At 42.3% G+C, this 18,422-nt stretch carries 17 protein-coding genes; 9 read left to right on the top strand and 8 right to left on the bottom strand.

What is annotated here, in order from left to right; genetic code table 11:
• Positions 1-125: 125 nt before the first annotated feature.
• Entirely contained in the window at positions 126-1,556 is a 1,431-nt protein-coding gene (locus ACN222_RS20015; protein WP_010998142.1) for a chlorophyll a/b binding light-harvesting protein, read from the bottom strand.
• Between the two features lie 2 nt (positions 1,557-1,558).
• Positions 1,559-2,587 (bottom strand): chlorophyll a/b binding light-harvesting protein, encoded by a 1,029-nt coding sequence (locus ACN222_RS20020; RefSeq protein ID WP_010998143.1) that lies wholly within the window; start codon positions 2,585-2,587, stop codon positions 1,559-1,561.
• Between the two features lie 119 nt (positions 2,588-2,706).
• On the opposite strand from ACN222_RS20020, the gene ACN222_RS20025 reads away from it, so the two are divergent.
• Together ACN222_RS20025 and ACN222_RS20030 are read left to right on the top strand one after the other, a co-directional pair.
• Entirely contained in the window at positions 2,707-2,955 is a 249-nt protein-coding gene (locus ACN222_RS20025) for a hypothetical protein (RefSeq protein ID WP_010998144.1), read from the top strand.
• Between the two features lie 135 nt (positions 2,956-3,090).
• Positions 3,091-4,347, top strand: coding sequence for a hypothetical protein (locus ACN222_RS20030; RefSeq protein WP_010998145.1), 1,257 nt, complete (start codon positions 3,091-3,093; stop codon positions 4,345-4,347).
• 24 nt (positions 4,348-4,371) lie between these two features.
• On the opposite strand, the gene ACN222_RS20035 is transcribed toward ACN222_RS20030, so the two are convergent.
• The gene (locus ACN222_RS20035) at positions 4,372-4,755 is read right to left on the bottom strand and encodes a hypothetical protein (protein ID WP_010998146.1); all 384 of its coding nucleotides are present in this window, start codon (positions 4,753-4,755) and stop codon (positions 4,372-4,374) included.
• Positions 4,756-5,309: 554 nt separating this feature from the next.
• On the opposite strand from ACN222_RS20035, the gene ACN222_RS20040 reads away from it, so the two are divergent.
• On the top strand, positions 5,310-6,008 hold the full coding sequence (locus ACN222_RS20040) for a M23 family metallopeptidase (protein WP_044522043.1): 699 nt from the start codon (positions 5,310-5,312) through the stop codon (positions 6,006-6,008).
• A 572-nt stretch (positions 6,009-6,580) separates the two neighbouring features.
• Here ACN222_RS20040 and pyk read toward each other — a convergent pair.
• The gene (gene pyk, locus ACN222_RS20045; protein WP_010998148.1) at positions 6,581-8,350 is read right to left on the bottom strand and encodes a pyruvate kinase; all 1,770 of its coding nucleotides are present in this window, start codon (positions 8,348-8,350) and stop codon (positions 6,581-6,583) included.
• Positions 8,351-8,838: 488 nt separating this feature from the next.
• Here pyk and crtR point away from each other — a divergent pair, with 488 nt between their 5' ends.
• From crtR to ACN222_RS20060, 3 genes are all read left to right on the top strand, one after another.
• Positions 8,839-9,759, top strand: a complete 921-nt coding sequence (gene crtR / locus ACN222_RS20050; RefSeq protein WP_044522047.1) for a beta-carotene hydroxylase — start codon at positions 8,839-8,841, stop codon at positions 9,757-9,759.
• Positions 9,760-9,776: 17 nt separating this feature from the next.
• Positions 9,777-10,367: a Crp/Fnr family transcriptional regulator gene (locus tag ACN222_RS20055; RefSeq protein WP_010998150.1), complete on the top strand. Its 591-nt coding sequence runs from the start codon at positions 9,777-9,779 to the stop codon at positions 10,365-10,367.
• A gap of 76 nt (positions 10,368-10,443) precedes the next feature.
• Positions 10,444-11,214, top strand: coding sequence for an SDR family oxidoreductase (locus tag ACN222_RS20060; RefSeq protein ID WP_010998151.1), 771 nt, complete (start codon positions 10,444-10,446; stop codon positions 11,212-11,214).
• 38 nt (positions 11,215-11,252) lie between these two features.
• Here ACN222_RS20060 and aroH read toward each other — a convergent pair whose 3' ends face one another.
• From aroH to ACN222_RS20075, 3 genes are all read right to left on the bottom strand, one after another.
• Complete coding sequence (aroH, locus tag ACN222_RS20065; RefSeq protein ID WP_010998152.1) at positions 11,253-11,666, bottom strand: chorismate mutase; 414 nt, start codon at positions 11,664-11,666, stop codon at positions 11,253-11,255.
• Between the two features lie 118 nt (positions 11,667-11,784).
• Positions 11,785-12,606 carry a signal peptide peptidase SppA gene (gene sppA, locus ACN222_RS20070; RefSeq protein ID WP_010998153.1) on the bottom strand — a complete coding sequence of 274 codons (822 nt, stop codon included), beginning with the start codon at positions 12,604-12,606 and terminating at the stop codon, positions 11,785-11,787.
• 690 nt (positions 12,607-13,296) lie between these two features.
• Positions 13,297-13,593, bottom strand: coding sequence for a hypothetical protein (locus tag ACN222_RS20075; RefSeq protein WP_010998154.1), 297 nt, complete (start codon positions 13,591-13,593; stop codon positions 13,297-13,299).
• A gap of 407 nt (positions 13,594-14,000) precedes the next feature.
• On the opposite strand from ACN222_RS20075, the gene ACN222_RS20080 reads away from it, so the two are divergent.
• The 3 genes from ACN222_RS20080 to ACN222_RS20090 all read left to right on the top strand — a co-directional run bounded on the left by ACN222_RS20080 (position 14,001) and on the right by ACN222_RS20090 (position 16,723).
• A complete protein-coding gene (locus ACN222_RS20080; protein WP_010998155.1) occupies positions 14,001-14,792 on the top strand; it encodes an MlaE family lipid ABC transporter permease subunit in 792 nt (263 codons plus the stop codon).
• A gap of 135 nt (positions 14,793-14,927) precedes the next feature.
• Positions 14,928-15,314, top strand: coding sequence for a DUF3119 family protein (locus tag ACN222_RS20085; RefSeq protein WP_010998156.1), 387 nt, complete (start codon positions 14,928-14,930; stop codon positions 15,312-15,314).
• Between the two features lie 152 nt (positions 15,315-15,466).
• Positions 15,467-16,723, top strand: coding sequence for a DUF3086 domain-containing protein (locus tag ACN222_RS20090; RefSeq protein ID WP_010998157.1), 1,257 nt, complete (start codon positions 15,467-15,469; stop codon positions 16,721-16,723).
• A gap of 242 nt (positions 16,724-16,965) precedes the next feature.
• Here ACN222_RS20090 and opcA read toward each other — a convergent pair whose 3' ends face one another.
• Positions 16,966-18,345 carry a glucose-6-phosphate dehydrogenase assembly protein OpcA gene (gene opcA / locus ACN222_RS20095; protein ID WP_010998158.1) on the bottom strand — a complete coding sequence of 460 codons (1,380 nt, stop codon included), beginning with the start codon at positions 18,343-18,345 and terminating at the stop codon, positions 16,966-16,968.
• Between the last annotated feature and the right edge of the window lie 77 nt (positions 18,346-18,422).

The raw sequence follows: 18,422 nt of genomic DNA on the forward strand, positions 1-18,422 counted from the left end.
ACATAGGTTTGAAAAACCAAATTTTCTGTGTGCATAAGTGGTCAAACATCAGGTCACAATTCATTTTTACAAGTTTGATTACTGTAGAATAACCCGACTTTTTTCAACATTTGGAAACCTGATATTTAGAAAAACAAACTGCTATTAGTTACGAGCAAATAAGCAAATAAAGCTCCGCCGCAGCTACCAACTATCCAACCAGCATTAAACTCGCTCCAAGACTTAGCTGTTTTGAGATTTTCTGGTAGCTCACCTTGGGGAGATTTGCCTTCTTGAAACCATGCACTGCCATATAGCCACAGGCATATTGATAAAATCAATAACAGACCAATGGTTGCAAGCAGTCCGGCTTGATTAGCAAACTCTGTATTCCGCAAGGGGCCTAATTTGACGAAGGGGCCAAGCAGGAAATAGCCATGAGCCATGCCGATTTCTAAGCCACGGGCAAAGGCAGACAAACCCGGACGATAAATTGGCAGATTTACCAAAAACTTCAGCGTCAAATCAGAAGTATTAATTGGGGTTTGGAGGTTTCCTAGTTCTGGTGTATCCAGATAGTTGACTACTCCCTGTTCAAAATTCAATCCAGCCTCTAGGACACGCACTCTCAAAGCGTGCCATATATGACCAGATAGAAACACAATTGCCAAAGCAAAATGGCTGGTTGCTAACCAAGTACGAACCGAAATTACCCCTGATGTACTACTGAATCCCAAAGGGCCATAGAACTCAGTCGGATAAACGGTGTCATTAACAGTCACAAAGTATGCGGCTAATAAACCCATATAGGCTAGAGCAGCAAGACTATAGGATAAGTAGGCCTCACCAGACCAGAAAAGTACCTTTTTCGCCCAAGCAAAAGGTTGAGTCAAGATATGCCAAAATCCCCCACCAATGCAGAGAATGCCTACCCAAATATGGCCACCAACAACATCTTCTAAGTTATTGACAGCAGCCATTCCCTGCTTGCCAAATGCACCGAAGAGATAACCAAAAATCCGAGCCGGATTGACAGTGGGTTCAGTAATGACTCTGACAGATGCAACCGTTGAATCATAAAGACCGCCCCAAAATAAGGCTTTTGCGACCAACAACCAAGCACCTGCACCTAACAACAGTAAGTGAATGCCGATGATTGTGGTCATTTTGTCTTCATCTTCCCAGTCATAACCAAAGAAACCAGGAAATTGATTGTTTTCGGGCAATACTTCTGGCCCCAACAAGGCATGATAAATACCACCCGCAGCGAGTACAGCCGAACTAACTAAATGCACTACACCAATGACGAAATAAGGATAAGTATCAATGATTTGTCCCCCATCACCAATACCAAATCCCAAGGTTGCTAAATGAGGCAGTAAGATTAACCCTTGTTCGTATATAGGTAGGGAGGGGTTGTATTTGGTGATTTCAAATAGGGTCATTGCCCCTGCCCACAGGATAATTAAGCCTGCATGGGCAATGTGCGCTCCTAATAGACGACCTGAGAGATTGATAAACCTAGCGTTACCTGCCCACCATCCATATTGTTGGGGGTTGATTGTTGCCGTAGTCATAGTTAAATTACCTGCCCACGAGTTGGAAGTAAAACTTTTCCGGTCCGGAAATCAAAACCTGCCGCGCGGAGGGCGTGCCAAAGATGCCCTTGCAGGAAGAAAAAGCCCAGCCAAAAGTGAGCATTTGCTAACCAAACACGAGAGGATAATAAATCTGCACTTTGGAAGTAGGGAAAGCGGTCAAAACCAATACTCAATGCTGGCCCAAAAAACTCTACAGGGTAAGCCAGTGTGTTGATAGAAACAAAATAAGCCGCTATCAAACTCATTAAGCTTAATGCACCTAAGCTGTAGGAAAGATATGCTTCTCCTGACCAAACAAAGAGACTTTTGACAAAAGCTGAAGGCTCGGTGGTAATGTGCCAGAGACCCCCAGCAATGCAGAGAATACTGACCCAAATATGACCACCAACCAAGTCTTCGAGATTATCGACTCCCGCAATCCAATATTTATGACTACCAAATAGGTAGCTAAAAATAGTTGCAAAGTTCCAAGTCGGATGAGAAATAACTCGCACTTCTCCTAATGTGGGGTCGTATAAGCCTCCAAAAAAGACGGCTTTGGCAACGAGTAAGCCTGCTCCTAAACCTAGCAAAACTAAATGTATGCCCAGGATAGTCGTCATTTTATTAGCATCTTGCCAACGGTAGCCAAAGAAGGAAAATCTCTCTTCCAGAATGGCAGGGCCGAGGAGAGCATGAAAAATTCCGCCTAGACCCAGAAAGGCAGAGCTAATCAGGTGTAATACTCCAATCACAAAGTAGGGATAGGTATCTATAACCTGACCACCACTACCCACACCCCAACCCAGAACGGCTAAATGGGGTAGGAGAATTAAGCCTTGCTCATACATTGGTTGTGATGTCTGGAAACGGGCTAGTTCAAACAAGGTTGTTGCTCCTGCCCACAGCACAATTAAGCCTGCGTGAGCCACATGAGCGCCTAACAGTCGCCCTGAAAGATGAGTTAAGCGAGCGTTACCAGACCACCAAGGGATAGAGTTGGGAGTTTGCACAGCGATGCTCGTCATCGTGTCATTTCCTAAGAATGGTTTGAAATGGTTATGATGCGGAAAAAAACTTATTGACTATTTATATCAATAAGTCTGGAGGATATCTTAGCAGATTTATTGAAATAAATTATCAGTAAGTGAAAATAAATTTTGAGATGTTGGGGCGATCGCTCATTACCAATCAAAAAGTCGTAGAGGCGGCAGAAATCAAGATTTATCCCACAGATAGAAATTTCGTCTCTAGTAACAAATCAATCATTATCAGTCTCTTACAAGGGAAAAGATTTGGAACTCTCTGTCATTACTGCACGAAGATAAGGGGTAAAGTTGATTCCACAATTTCGCATATAGCTGATGTTGGCAAGCTTCGTTGTAGTAAATTGTAGTTTGTGTAGCGGGAGTTTTTGATCCATCCGTAAGCGATAATCACTTATGCGAACAGGAATGGGCTTTTGGTCTGGTTTGGAATTCTAGATATTTAACTACAAAAAATTAGTGCATCTGCTCCTAACTATTAACTTATGAATCCAGTAGATATTCTTATTCTTTCCAATGGGCCTGGTGAGGTAACAACCTGGGTACGTCCTGTAGTTAAAGCTTTACGTGAAAAACTGAGTGATGACCGTGTTCAAGTCAGGATTTCTGTAATTTTGTCACCATGTCCTAATGCTAGTGGCAAAGAAGCTGCGATCGCACTTTCTTACCCAGAAGTGGACAGAGTACAGTCAGCAGAGCATTTTTGGCAATTTTTGCTTTGGGGGAGAACTGTTGACAATTGGGATTGGCGAAGTAAAGGGGTAGTTATTTTCCTGGGAGGTGACCAGTTTTTTCCTGTAGTCATCGGCAGAAAACTGGGCTATCGCACAGTAGTTTACGCAGAATGGGAAGCCCGTTGGCATAACTTAATTGACCGTTTCGGAGTTATGAAACCCCTAGTTGCAGCCAAAGCATCCCCTAAATACGCCCATAAGTTCACAGTTGTCGGCGACTTGATGTTAGAAGCCAACGCCCAACTCCCCAACGCCCCACACCCCACACCCCACACCCCAATCATAGGTATTTTACCAGGGTCAAAAGCAGCAAAATTAACCCAAGGCATACCATTAATGCTAAGTATTGGTGAGTATATCCACAGCAAAAAGCCCGAAACAAAGTTTGTGATTCCAGTCGCCCCGACTTTGGATTTAAAAACTTTGGCTAGTTTCGCCGATTCCCAAAAAAACCCATTTGTAGAAACCTTTAGCTTTTCTGGCGCTTCCTTAATTTCCCCAGATAACAATCACCAGCGCTCCATTTTGAAAACAGATAATGGCTTAAATGTGGAGTTATGGCAAGAAAATCCTGCTTATGAATTATTATCCCAATGTAGTATCTGCCTAACCACAGTTGGAGCTAACACGGCTGAGTTAGGGGCTTTAGGCGTACCTATGATAGTTTTACTCCCTACACAACAACTTGATGCGATGCGTTCTTGGGACGGTTTACCAGGATTATTGGCAAATTTACCAGGTGTGGGTTCGACCTTTGCCAAGATGATTAACTGGCTGTTTCTTAGACGCAAAGGTTTATTAGCATGGCCAAATATTTGGGCGCAGGAAGAAATAGTCCCAGAACTTGTAGGTAAACTCCAGCCGCAAGAAGTTGGGGAAATGGTTTTAGATTTGCTAAATCATCCTGAGAAATTGGAACAGATGCGAGGGAAACTCCGCCATGTTCGTGGTGAAAGCGGAGCAGCCCAGAAGTTAGCACAGATAGTTAGTGAAGAAATTGGGAATTAGGAGAGACAACTGACAACTGTCAACTTAATCAGATTGTCCGTCACGTCGCCCTAGTTCGTAAATACCACAACCCATACAAGCAAGTATACCCGTACTAATAGCCCAGCTACGTCCTAAGCTGATTTCCACTCCCCAGTTGCATAAAGCGCCAATTACCAGAAACGGCACAATACTAAAAAGTGATGCGTAAAAGGCGTTTTGAGCTTCTCTGGCTTTGCGAGTTTTTTCAAATTCTGTTTGGCTAGTATACAGCGATCGCTCGGCAAAGTTAAACCAACGGTTAAGTTGCTCGATGACCCATTCACTCAACGGCGAAAAACCTAGATATAGCGCCAAAGACCACAGACTAGCGCCGGCGATCGCGATCGTGTTCAACTCAAAACGAAAAGGTAAAATTTCAGTCAGCATGGCTTGAGGAGTCCTGCAAGTGGTCAGATCGACACTTAAGCTAATGTCAATCGACATATTCAGCAATTTTAAGCATAAACGCTAACAATATTTTGAATACTTGGCAACTATCTTTTGATGTGAGTCGTCATTCGATTGACAGAATTCTCTGAATCAACTCATGTCCAGGAATACTGAGTTGAAAATCCTCATCAGGATTAATTGTTTATTTCGATACAGCTTCCAAGTTGATTAAGTAAATACGTAAGTACAGCCATCATCTTTCTCTATATTTTAGATATTTTTCTGAATCATGTGGTTATTGGATGGCTAATAACCCTCTCTCATGGTGGCGCTTAAGATAAATTTGACAGGTTAAAGCTTTATATCGTAAGCTGTTTGACTAAAGCAGTAGTAATACTTAAGTACATACGTAAACAGCGATTCTCAAAAACCATAAAAAATATATTTTGGCAATGTGATTAATTTAAATTTTGTGATTATTTTTCCCAATTTATTTACAAGAACTTCACAGGAATTAGATACAAACATATTGAGTGGCTTAAGGAATAAAAATGATTAATAGGCAAGAGAGATTAGCATTTTCTGGAGCCACACTATTAGTACTAGGGTTAAATATTTTTAGCTTTATAGCTTTATTCCCTAAGGCGGAAGTTGTGATAGCAAGAGAGACAAGATCAAACACAACAGCCAGAAGCAGTGGTTGGTTATCAGCTTCCTTCCCAGTAGAAAACTTTCAAGCTTACACATCTGCTTTTGGCTATCGCCGTTCTGCGACTGGTGGAGATGGTTGGGAATTTCATAGTGGCTTAGATATTGCTGCGCCCCAAGGTAGTTACATTCGCAATTGGTGGGCAGGTACAGTGATTAAAGTAGGCGATCGCACAGCCTGTGGTACACATATAGTTATTAAGTCAGGTCAGTGGGAACATACTTATTGCCACATGGAAGGTTATGTAGACACCGCAAATGGTCGCCGCTTTTTGATTGACCGCCCTGGTGGAATTCAAATTTGGGAAGGTCAAACCATACCCACCGGAGCCAGAATAGGTAGAGTCGGGATGACCGGACGCACCACAGGGCCACACCTGCATTGGGGATTAAAGTACGCCAATAATTATGTAGATCCAGCAATGGTCTTACGAGAAATGTTTTCCCAACAACAAATTGCTAGAGGGCGTGGAAACGTCAACACTCAGCAATCACAAGTCATTATTCAAGAGTCAAATAATACTCCTAATTTTGGCTATTAGTAAATATTAATAGTGGCGTGGCAATACTCAACTTGTGCATTGTAATAGTGCATTAGTAGATTGGGTGGAAGCTTTGCAGAAACCAACATGATCCAACAAACACTAAATTGCTAAAAAGTGCCAGACTATTTAAATTGAGATATGAGATTATATATAAAAATGAAAATTATCAAAAAACAACTACTTAAAACAGAAACACTGAGAGTTATAAATGCAGGTATATTCAGTGATTGAATCAGAATTATAGCTGCAACACTGAAAATGATAGCAACGATAAAACTAATAAGACTGATGACATTTTTATTCAAAATACTCTCCCCACTCTCTTCCATAAAGGCTTAATTTACTAATAAATCATTAGCCTATGGAAATGCTGTAAACAGCATTACGTAAAATGGTTGAGAGCCTTGTTAACTGAGGAAAATTCTACATAATAAGATCCCCAACTTCTCAAAGAAGTTGGGGATCTTAGTCGATTTTCACAGAGTTGCGTTGAGAATGGGTGTAAGGGTTTTAAACATTTACATTTACACCCCTACACCCCTCTACCCCTACACCCTTGTTTAAGTTAATTAAGGAGTTCCTACTGCTCCGGAATAAACTAAACCTCGTTGCAAATCCAGAGTCAAAATTGCTCCATCACGGATAACTTGCGTGGCTTTCTTCACACCTACAATCACCGGCACACCCAGGCGTAAACCAATCACCGCCGCATGACTAGTTAAACTTTCATCCTCTGTAATAATCCCGCCGGCTTTGCGAATCGCCTCGACAAAATCTGCACCTGTGCGGGGTGCAACCAAAATATCACCAGCGTTAAAGTTCCCCACATCCATCCCGGTGTGAGCAACCCTAGCACAACCGCTTACCAAACCCTGTCCTAGACCAATTCCCTGTCCTAGAACTGCCGTTACCACTTCAACTTTAATCAAGTCCGTTGAGCCAGATACCCCTTGTAACGTCCCGGCTGTCATCACGACTAAATCACCTTCAAACAGTAAACTATGCTCTTGGGCGACGTTAATGGCGGCTTGGAAAGTTTGACCAGTGGAAGGTAATTCTAAGACCAACAAAGGTTTTACGCCCCACACCATTTGTAGTTGACGAGCTACGTTAACGTGGGGTGTTACTGCCAAGATTGGTGTTTGGGGGCGGAATTTGGAAACGTTGCGTGCAGTCGCCCCTGTTTGGGTGAGAGTCATAATTGCTGCTGCTCCCAACTGTTCAGCAATTTGACCTACAGCTTGGCTGATGGCGTTGGGAATAGAACGGCGGTTATCTCGCATTTGGCGTAATTTACTAGCCATAGCTTCTTCCTGCTCGATGCGTTCGGCAATTCTTGCCATTGTCGCCACTGCTTCCACTGGGTAGCTACCCACAGCCGTTTCATTGGAGAGCATGACCGCATCTGTACCATCAAGAATGGCATTGGCTACATCGGACACTTCCGCGCGGGTGGGACGGGGATTGCTCACCATGCTATCTAACATTTGAGTAGCAGTGATGATGGGAATCCCCAAGCGGTTTGCTGTGGCAATTAAGCGCTTTTGTAGTACGGGGACATCTTCTGCTGGTAGTTCTACACCTAAATCGCCTCTAGCCACCATTACGCCATCACATAAAGCGAGAACTGCTTCCATTTGTTCGATCGCTTCATGCTTTTCTATTTTGGCAACTACCGGCACTTGTTTACCAGTGCTGGAAATTAGCTCTTTAATTTCAATGATGTCTTGCGGATTGCGGACAAAGGAAAGGGCTACCCAATCAACACCCTGATCTAGACCAAACATCAGATCCTCACGATCTTTGTCGGTCATGGCTTTAATTGAGAGATAAACGCCAGGAAAGTTAACACCTTTGTTATTAGATAACTTACCTGCTACAGTCACCCGACAGTTCAAATCCCCTTTGTCGCGGTTGATATCCTCTACCACCATTTCTACACGGCCATCATCCAGGAGGATTTTTGCACCTACAGGGACCTCATCTGCCAAATAATCGTAGGTGACACAGCTAATTTCTTGACTACCAACAACTGGGCGATTTGTTAAGGTGAAGCGATCGCCTTTAGCTAAAACTATAGACCCGTTTTCAAACTTTCCCAAGCGAATTTTTGGCCCTTGCAAATCTTGGAGAATTGCCACTGGCTGATTTAGTTCAAAAGCGGTTTGCCGAATTAGGCGAATACTACGCTGATGGTCGGCGTGGGAACCGTGGGAAAAGTTGAGTCGCAGCGTTGTTGCACCCGCTTCAATGATGGCTTTCAGCATTTCGGGGCTACTAGTGGCAGGGCCAATTGTAGCGACGATTTTTGTCCGGCGTACAGAATCTCTTAATTGCATAGGGGCTGATTCTAGGGAGCTATCTAGTGAGTCATAGTAAATTAAGGGGCATTTAGTTTTCAGTCACTGTTATATCCGTGACTCAAACTATGGGAGATGTTATGGAACTGTGAGATAGACTAGATATCGTACACTAATCTGGGTTCCATCCTTCCGTAGAGAAGGTTTCTTACATCAAAATTATTCGTGATACGGATAGCACACCCTATTGATCAGCAAAGACGAGTTTTACTCTACAAGAATTTTTATGGAAAATGGCTGTAAGGGTTTTGGTAAACTACTCTTCTGCACCCCTTACCTCAACCATTGATTTCTTGTTTTACTGAGTAAATCCCAAAATACTTGGGTCTTGTCTGGAATCATAGCGCTATTCACCTGCTAATCAGCATAGGTTTTTGATAAATCTCCCTATACAAAACATTACAAAAGTTTATTATCTTCTAATATTTGTCGTATATTTGTAATGTTTGATCACAAAGGAGACACAAATGCTCTCATTGGAGGCACAGCAGTTACCAAAAATCCCACCAAAGGAATTTTTAGCGCCTCCTGGTGATTTTAACCCCACGATGCTTTTATTTTCGGCATCGGTGGTCATGTTGATTTTGTCGAACTTTGGCTATTGGCTTTGGCAATGGCCTCATTGGCTATGCTTCAGCACAAATACCCTAGCTTTACATTGTGCAGGGACAGTCATTCACGATGCTTGTCATCAATCTGCCCATCGTAATCGGATAATTAATGCCATGTTAGGTCATGGTAGCGCGTTGATATTGGCTTTTGCTTTTCCTGTGTTTACGCGGGTGCATTTGCAGCATCACGCCCATGTTAACCATCCCAAAGATGACCCAGATCATTACGTCTCTACAGGTGGGCCACTGTGGCTAATCGCTGTACGGTTTTTGTACCATGAGGTATTTTTCTTTCAAAGAAAGCTGTGGCGCAAATATGAACTGCTGGAGTGGTTTATCAGTCGCTTAATTGTCATTACAATTGTTTACATTTCCGTTCAATATCATTTCCTGGGCTACATTCTCAATTTTTGGTTTATCCCCGCATTCATAGTTGGTATAGCTTTAGGACTATTCTTTGATTATCTGCCCCATCGTCCTTTTGTGGAACGCGATCGCTGGAAAAATGCCCGCGTCTACCCTGGAAAGTTACTCAACATCTTAATTATGGGGCAGAATTACCACCTAATTCATCATTTATGGCCTTCTATCCCCTGGTATAACTATCAGCCAGCCTATTATGTAATGAAGCCACTGTTAGATGAGAAAGGCTGTTATCAAACTTCAGGATTGTTGCAGAAAAAAGATTTCTTTGAATTTGTGTATGACATCTTTTTAGGGATCAGATTTCACCATCACAAAGAAGAAAAAGTATCAAGTAATAATCTAGAGGCATAGCGTGATCGCCACTTTGTATGTCCACCCCCCCTTATATTCAACTCAATACTGTTCTGCAAAACTTCGCAGATATTCCAGCAGATGAAATTCAAAAGTTAAACCAAACTTTTTACCCACTACCTTTAACTGCTGGAGAGTTTTTCATTCAGGCGGGTGACATACCCCGGCAAATTGGATTCGTTATTTCCGGAATCTTACGTCTCTACTACGTAAATGCATCGGGTACAGAATTCACAAAATCATTTTGCCCAGAAGACCATTTTGTTGCTGCCTACAGTGCGTTGATTTTAAAACAGCCAGCTCAATTTTATATTGAAGCTTTAGAAGACTCATTATTATTAGTTGCCGACTATGACAAGTTCACCCAATTATGTGCAGAGCATTCATGCTGGCAGATAATTAAGCATAAATTTTTAGAAGCATTGTATCTTAAAAAAGAAAAACGCGAGGCAGAGTTACTTCTAGATGATGCCACGACCAGATACCAAAAATTTCTGGCGGAATATCCTCATCTAGATCATAGAGTCAAGCAGTATCACATTGCCTCTTATCTGGGCATTTCACCTGTGTCTCTTAGCCGAATTAGGAAAAATTTCCACCCTGATTAACATAAGTTAATGACTTCACCATTGCTCCAGATTACATCTAAAGAAGATGTTCTGAAATGCGCTTACTAAACTGGCAATGGTGAAAAAAGTATTACATCCGGCTTACAACAAGAAATCTCCAATTTCAACCCAAGGCAACACAGTTTTAATCACTGGAGGTGCATCAGGAATTGGTTTGGCACTAGCACACAAATTTCTGCAAGCGCAAAATACAGTGATAATCACTGGACGGAATGCTGAAAAATTAGCTGGCGTAAAGGCATTATGGCCGGAAATTCTCACTGAAGTTGCTGATTTACAGGATTTAAATATCTTGCAAAAGCTAGTCAATCGTTACCCAAATGTGAATATCCTGATCAACAATGCTGGCATTCAATATAACTACGAATTTACCAATCCAGAAATTACCCCAGAGTTAATCGAAGCAGAGTTACGAACTAACTTAATTGCGCCATTGCAATTGATTAAACTGATGTTACCCCATCTGTTGAACAAGCCCGAAGCCGCGATTATAAATGTTTCCTCTGGCTTAGGATTAGTTCCCAAAGAAAGCGCACCTGTCTACTGTGGTAGTAAAGCAGGGATACATATTGCTACTAAAGCCTTGCGCTGGCAACTCGAAACCACATCTATTAAAGTATTTGAAATTATCGCGCCTTTAGTTGATACACCCATGACTCAAGGACGGGGTAAAGGGAAGATTTCCCCTGATGCACTGGTAAATGAATTTTGGCATGATTTTACACGCGATCGCTATGAAATGCGAATCGGTAAAACCAAACTACTGTTTTTCCTCCAGCGATGGTTTCCCCAACTAGCAGACAAAATTCTGCGCCCTGGAATTTAACTTAATTGGGCGCAAGCCAGGTTTTCTCATCACTTCAATTAAACTCTTGACTCTACTATTTGCTGCGGTGCTTGTAGCGCCTGGGGTAAACTCCAATCAGGGCGCAGTTTCCGAGCTTCGCGCAAATAAATGTGATGAACCGGGACAGAGGTTGGCTGGTAGGCGTGGATTAAGAAACGGATACAGCGCTGTAAACTACCTTCAACGTGCATCTGCTGTACATCTAACATAGCTACATTATCCCAGCCCGGACGGGGTCTAGCGATCGCTGCTGGAAAAATTGCATCTAAGTCCCGTGTAACAGAGAATGTCACACTAATCATATCTTGTGGCTGGAGTTGATTTCGCCTTTCCAGTTCGTCTAGCAGTTCACTCACCGCCTCTCGAATTGCTTCCACACTATTTCCCGAAACGGTTGTTGCTCCACGAATTGCACGCAATCGCCACTCCACGCCACAGTCCTCCTTGATTAGTTCAGTTGTTAGTTGTTAGTTGTTAGTTGTCAGTTGTCAGTTGTCAGTTGTCACTTCTTACTTTTGCCACTGACCAATGACTACTGACTATTGACAATTAAGGTCTATATAACCAGAGTGGTAAACCACTAGTAGACATTTCAAATTCTAGCCAATCTATACTTGCACCTAGCCTTGAGTAACCCTTACGGCTCCCTGGTAAAACTCTACTTAATAGGGGTTTGCGTTCTTCTAGGGTATAACAAGGTGTTTTCTCAGGATCAAGACCGACTAATTCTGCTGTCCAGCGACGGGCTTCTTCTTCGGTTCCCAAGCGGTCTACAACTCCTAATTCTAAAGCTTGCTGCCCAGTAAAAATCCGTCCATCAGCAAAACTTTTAACTTTATCTACGGCTAAAGACCTACCCTCAGCTACTGTTTGGACAAACTGCTGGTAACTTGTGTCAATCAACTCCTGCAATATATCTTGTTCTGGTTCGGTTAGTTCGCGGTCAAATGACAAGATATCTTTGTAAGGCCCAGATTTAATTACCTTGAAAGATACACCAATTTTGTCTAATAAGCGTTCTAGGTTGTTTCCACGCAGAATTACACCAATGCTACCCGTGATAGTTCCAGGGTTAGCCATGATATGTTCTGCTCCCATACCGATGTAAACACCACCAGAAGCAGAAATATTACCAAAACTAGCAACAATTTTAATTTTTTCCCGTAACCGCTTTAAGGCGCTGTAGATTTCTTGGGAGTCTCCGACTGTACCGCCGGGGCTGTCAATACGTAACAGTAATGCGGGAAACTTTCTTTCTTCAACAGTTTTTAAAGCTTCTAGCACCCGTTTGCGTGTTCCACTGGCGATCGCACCTGTAATTTCAATGCGAGCGATTTGTTTACGAAACTTTGACTTAAAAGGCCAAACCATGAGCAAATAGAAACCTCGTAATGATCTAAATATAAATTGTCTAGTGGTCAGATGTCCTAACTCTGCTCTTTGAAAAAAACAAGCAGCTATGAGACCCTTACGAATTTTAATGAATTTTTTATGTTTTGTGTGGTTGTTTCTTTGCTATTGTTAATTTCACAGGTTTCATATTTCAGTCAAATTTATTCTGATAATTCCAGTTAAAAAGCCTATAAATTATACTAAGATTATTGATACTTAATTAGTCTCATCTAAAATCTGTATGTTTATGCAGTTCAACCTAGAGTAAGCAAGATGGAACTATCTATAAAGATCATTTGTCAGTATTTAATTATTAATTGATATAGATTCTCTCTTATTACAAAGAGTATTTCACACAAGCGAGAAGCGCTGTAAATCATCAGATGTTGCGGTAGATATGAGTTACAGTTTCTTTGTGATCAGGAGAAGCTTGCTTGATTTTGCTCGTATAGCTGTAGCTAGATAGATTAGGACATCAAGCTAAGACAAAACCCTTACAATAAAAGGCTTTCAACACCGTCAACCGCTATACATTGTTTAATTGAAAAGTTATAATTGATTATTAATATTTGTTAAATCTAAAAGTTACAATATTTCTAATTAGGTGTGGAAGTAACAGTTAAATTCACCTTCATAACCTTGAAACTATCAGTATTGAGTTTTGATGACTTAGGAATCTAACCTTAAAATTTGATATCGGTAGTAAACGTAAGTATCGAACAGTGCGCCAACAAAACTACAAGTCAGACCAATAACTAAAATCCCGTGTAGAGCAGAGCCACTACCGAAAATAATCAGGAAATTAAAGATTCCGTTAGCGATCGCCGCAGTTAAGCCTCCCACAAGGGGAACATAGCCACCTAAAGACAGGAAAAGCAGCACACCGCCGATTAAACATAAGGGAGCGACAAAGCTAAAAATAATCGTCAACACCAGAGAACGGAGAAAATTGGTAAAAATAGTCATTTCAGACAAACTCCGAGACTACAGTGAACAATAGCCAACAACTATGTGTCCTCTTTCTACAATACGTGCGATCGCTTCCCAACAGACAAGTTGTCAAAAATCTTAAGTTTTCATTAAATTAAGTGGTTACTTGTTACACAAGTGCGTAAGTTTGCAAAACAAAATAAAAAGCTGGAAAAGCCTAATTAAACAGAGTTTTTACTGCAAAATATCAATTTATAGCAATGTGTAACGTGTTCATGCAAAGCTATATTTCCTGAGAAAATCATTAAGCAAAGTTAATATTTCCCACAAGATGAATGAGCAAGGGAAAATAATTGTTGACTGTTGATTGTTGACTGTTGACTATGGACTATGTACAGATGTTGCAGTGTAACGTCTCCAATGATGGAAATGAATAATAACTAATGACCACATCCAAATCCAGCATAGGAACATGGAGTCAGCGATTGCTGGCAGCAATATTTCTGGGTGGACAAGCTATAGTTCACCTCTTGAGGGGTAAAATCCACTGGCGCAACACCAAAGAACAAATGGCAGCAGTGGGGCCAGATTCGTTATTTATTGCCCTATTAACAGCAGTTTTTGTTGGTGCAGTTTTTACCATTCAGGTAGCACGGGAGTTTATTAATTTTGGCGCAGGTAATCTTGTCGGCGGAGTGTTAGCAGTAGCATTGACGAGGGAATTATCGCCAGTACTAACAGCCGTGATATTAGCCGGACGTGTTGGTTCTGCTTTTGCCGCAGAAATCGGCACAATGCGGGTAACAGAACAAATCGATGCCATGTTGATGTTAAAAACTGACCCAATTGACTATTTAGTTATACCCCGTCTGCTGGCTTGCTTCCTCATGCTGCCAATTTTAACCCTCCTATCCTTAGTCACAGGAATGTTAGGGGGATTAATCATTGCCACAAATATGTATGGAATCTCCGACACAGTATTTTTAGATTCCGCCCGTAACTTACTAGAAATCTGGGATATTTGTAGCGCCATGATTAAGGCGTGCTGCTTTGGGGTATTAATTGCCATTATTGGTTGTAGTTGGGGTTTGACCACCACAGGTGGAGCTAAAGGAGTAGGACAATCGACTACAACGGCTGTTGTTACGGCCTTATTAATTATCTTCGTTAGTAACTTTTTCTTATCCTGGGTAATGTTTCAAGGAACTGGTGGTGCATTCCAGCCAGGGATATAAGGATAGGGAGTGGATAGTCGGAAAAATTAATGTACAGACGTTGTATACAACATCTCTTCTCATGACCAATGACAACTGACTGTTGACTAAACTCCTAAAATAAGAAAGGTGTTTACTAAACCAGGATGAGAAAGTGTGACCAGTTCAACTGCGCCTAACTCCACAGCAATTGTGGAACTTAAACCTAGTTACAATATCCCTGTCGTGTTGGTAATTTCGGCCATTCCACTACTGTTTGTACAACCTTGGGTGGGAATTGTGTTTGCCTTTTTGGGTTTATTTCTTTTATTCCAAACAGTCAGCCTGCGTGTGCAGTTTACCGCCACTGATTTTGACCTCTACAGAGGTGAAAAACTAATTCGCCGCTTCCCCTTCCGAGAATGGCAAAACTGGCGAATTTTCTGGGATAAAGTTCCCATATTGTTTTACTTTAAAGAAATTAACAGCATTCACTTTTTGCCGATTTTATTTGACCCCAAAACCCTCAAAGCTTGTTTAGAAGAGCGTTGTCCTCGTATTTAGAGAGAAGTAAGGGAGTTTTCTTCCCAGTCCCCAATACCCAGTCCTCAGCCCCCAATTTCAAGTTAAACTGGGAACTTAGAAATTTTCGGGCAACTCAACAGTATATTTTTGAAAGCTATATTATTTGCATCTTAGGAATTGCACTGTAGTTTATGAACCCTGACGAATCTCAAACTCCAGAACCGATTGATGAGTGGTTGGAGCAAATACAACAAGAAAACCCTAAGCTGGAAAATCCAGAAAACTCATCTGAAGAGTCAGTTCTGGTCATCGAAGGGCAAACTCCTTTGGTTGAGCCGCTATCAGTCTCTAATGAAGAATTGGCAAATTCTACAGACAATGTAACGGCGGAATCAACGGATGATTTGGTTCAGCCGTTAGAAACAGAAACTACATTATTGGGTTCAGAATTACCAAATAATCCCTTATACACAGAAGCCGAACAACGCATCGCGGAACTGCAACGTACTGAAGCAGCACTCACAAAAGAAATAGCTAATCTACAAGCTACGTACAAAATCCTGCAAGGACAACTCAGCGAAACTCAAACCGCATTGGGAAGAATTGTGCAAGAGTCGCTAGCACAACTAGAACAGCGCAAACAAGCACTGCAAATTTCTGTAGAACAGCTAGAACGCCGCCAAGAGCGCATTCGTAATGAGATGCGAACTACTTTTGCAGGTGCATCTCAAGACTTGGCAATCAGGGTACAAGGTTTTAAAGATTATCTAGCAGGTAGTTTACAAGATTTGGCAGTTTCAGCCGAACAACTGCAATTAGTCCCAGCCGTTGTTGAAAGAGAAAAAGCACCAGTAAAAGACACTAAACCCGCCGAACCTCAAGCAGGTACACCGCAGTTTGCTCAACAGCAGTTTCAAGACACTACCAAGCAAATTCGCCGCCTAATTGACCAGTATCGTAACAAACCTGATTATTATGGCCCGGCTTGGCAACTGCGACGCACCTTTGAACCAGTCCACGCCGAACGAGTCGCCAATTGGTTTTTTAACCAAGGGGGACGGGGTGCTTTACGGACGATGGGTAGCCGTTTGCAGAATATTTTGATTGCTTCGGCAGCAATTTCGATATTACATAAATTATATGGCGATCGCGTTCGTACTCTAGTTTTAGCTAATACGCCAGAACGTCTAGGAGAATGGCGGCGCGGTTTACAAGACTGTCTCGGTATCGGTCGCCCAGATTTTGGCCCAGATAGAGGGGTTGTATTGTTTGAAGCCCCAGATGCTTTAGCGCAGAAAGCAGACCGTTTCGTGAAAGCGAATCAGTTACCTTTGATTCTCATTGATGATTCCGAGGAGCAAATTAGTCTGGCACTACTACAGTTTCCTCTATGGTTAGCTTTTGCTCCCGACCCCAAAGCCATGAGAAATACTGATGATGATTTTTAAATTGGTAATTGGTAATTAGTAATTGGGCAGTTCTCTCGGCTCCTGCCTTTGTTGTTAAACTTATACCAATTTGAAAAAAGAATGCGACAGATATACAGACCTAAACGCTTGTCCTGTCTTGATTCTTAATTTTGAATTTTGAATTGGTATTAAAACCCCGGTTGATTCGGAAAACCGGGGTTTACTTAATCGGTGCAATTTTTGTTGAAAGTTGGGGAAATCTCCCTTGTTTTTCGTCAGGCTTAATTTTTCATGCCTAACTGAAATACTTGCCCGATTAAGGCTAAACTTTCTTCAAACAGTGACTCACGTCCCCAGCGTTGTACCTGTTGACTGAGTAAAGCTTCTGCTTTTTGTTCCGATAAGGAACTCACTTGTTGAAAAAGACCTGCTGCTTGAGCGCCACCGTGGGTTTCCATCCGCATACAACCACCGGTTTCTGAGCAGATGACTGTACCACAATTCGCTTGGGGATTGGTTGAACTGAGGCGCAAGGCAATTACATCGCCCACAATATCACCCACATCCGCAACTGGAACCCCTGCCAACTCAGCTTCTACTCGCTTTTGGTCTTGGTTAACAAAGTGAATGCGCGTAATATCATAGTCTCCGCTATCCTTTTGATAGGAAATGGGTTGCCATTGCAGGCGACTGGCTAACCAACCCAAAAATAATAATGCTTGAGCTGGGTTGCCTTTTTCGTAATCAATTGTCACCCGGTCAATGTCTCCCAAGGCGGCGCGACGGTCGGGAGAATCGTAAGCTTCGGCTGTCAACTCTTGCCATGCAGCCAGCCTACGCCAGTTTAAATCAGCTAGAGGTACGCCTGTTTCTACTAACTTTTGCAGGCTGAGTAAATCGCTTTCTGGCTCGTTGAAGTTGCAAGAGTCAACAATCACGTTGTTGCAAACTGCTGCCAATCGTTTAAATAAGATGTTGTTGGGGTCTGGTGTAGCCTTCCACCAGAGGAATTTTGGCAAGCCACCAATCAACAATGCGGGAATCATGCCGCCAATTCTTTCCAAAGCGGTTGCTGTACCACTGAGAGTGATGTATTCACAGCAGATGAGTGTACTGGAAGATTGTTTTTGAATTGGGCAGTAGGCAGAAACTTGCGCCTTTACCCCTTCATCTTCGCCAACAATGGGAAACAGGGCAATAATTCGGCAAGGGTTGCGGAGGGCGATTTCATCAGCAATTCTGGGGCTGGTGCTACTGCTGTAAGCATAGGAAGTACTGCCATTAGCATCACCATTAGCAGAATTGCCTTGGCGTTTAACAAATTCTTCCCGCAGTTTAGCTATGGTTTCCGGTGTAGCTGTGCCGGTTTCTGGGAGTGCGTACTTGATTTGTACTTGTCGCAGGGCAGTTTCTGTCTGTGGGCCTAAGATGCCATCAATTGGGCCGTTATAGAATCCTAAAGAAGCCAATAAATATTGGGTTTCTTCTGGTTCATATACTACTAGAGTAAATGTAGTAGCACGAGTAGCCGCAGGTAGTGCGCCATCTTCGCCAGTGATGCCGTAGCTTTGCCAAATTTGATTGAGTTCCGCTTCAATTTCGTTTAGCGAAATATCCTTTGGGGCTTGGAGCGAGAAAATGGTAGGAGCTTGGGAAGTCATAATAATTGTGATGTTGTCTGTGATCAGTTTTAATCTGGGGTGTAAGGGTGTAGGGGTGTAAGGGTGTGAGGGAAAAA

It is taken from the genome of Anabaena sp. FACHB-595, from assembly GCF_048568275.1.
GTDB lineage: Bacteria > Cyanobacteriota > Cyanobacteriia > Cyanobacteriales > Nostocaceae > Trichormus.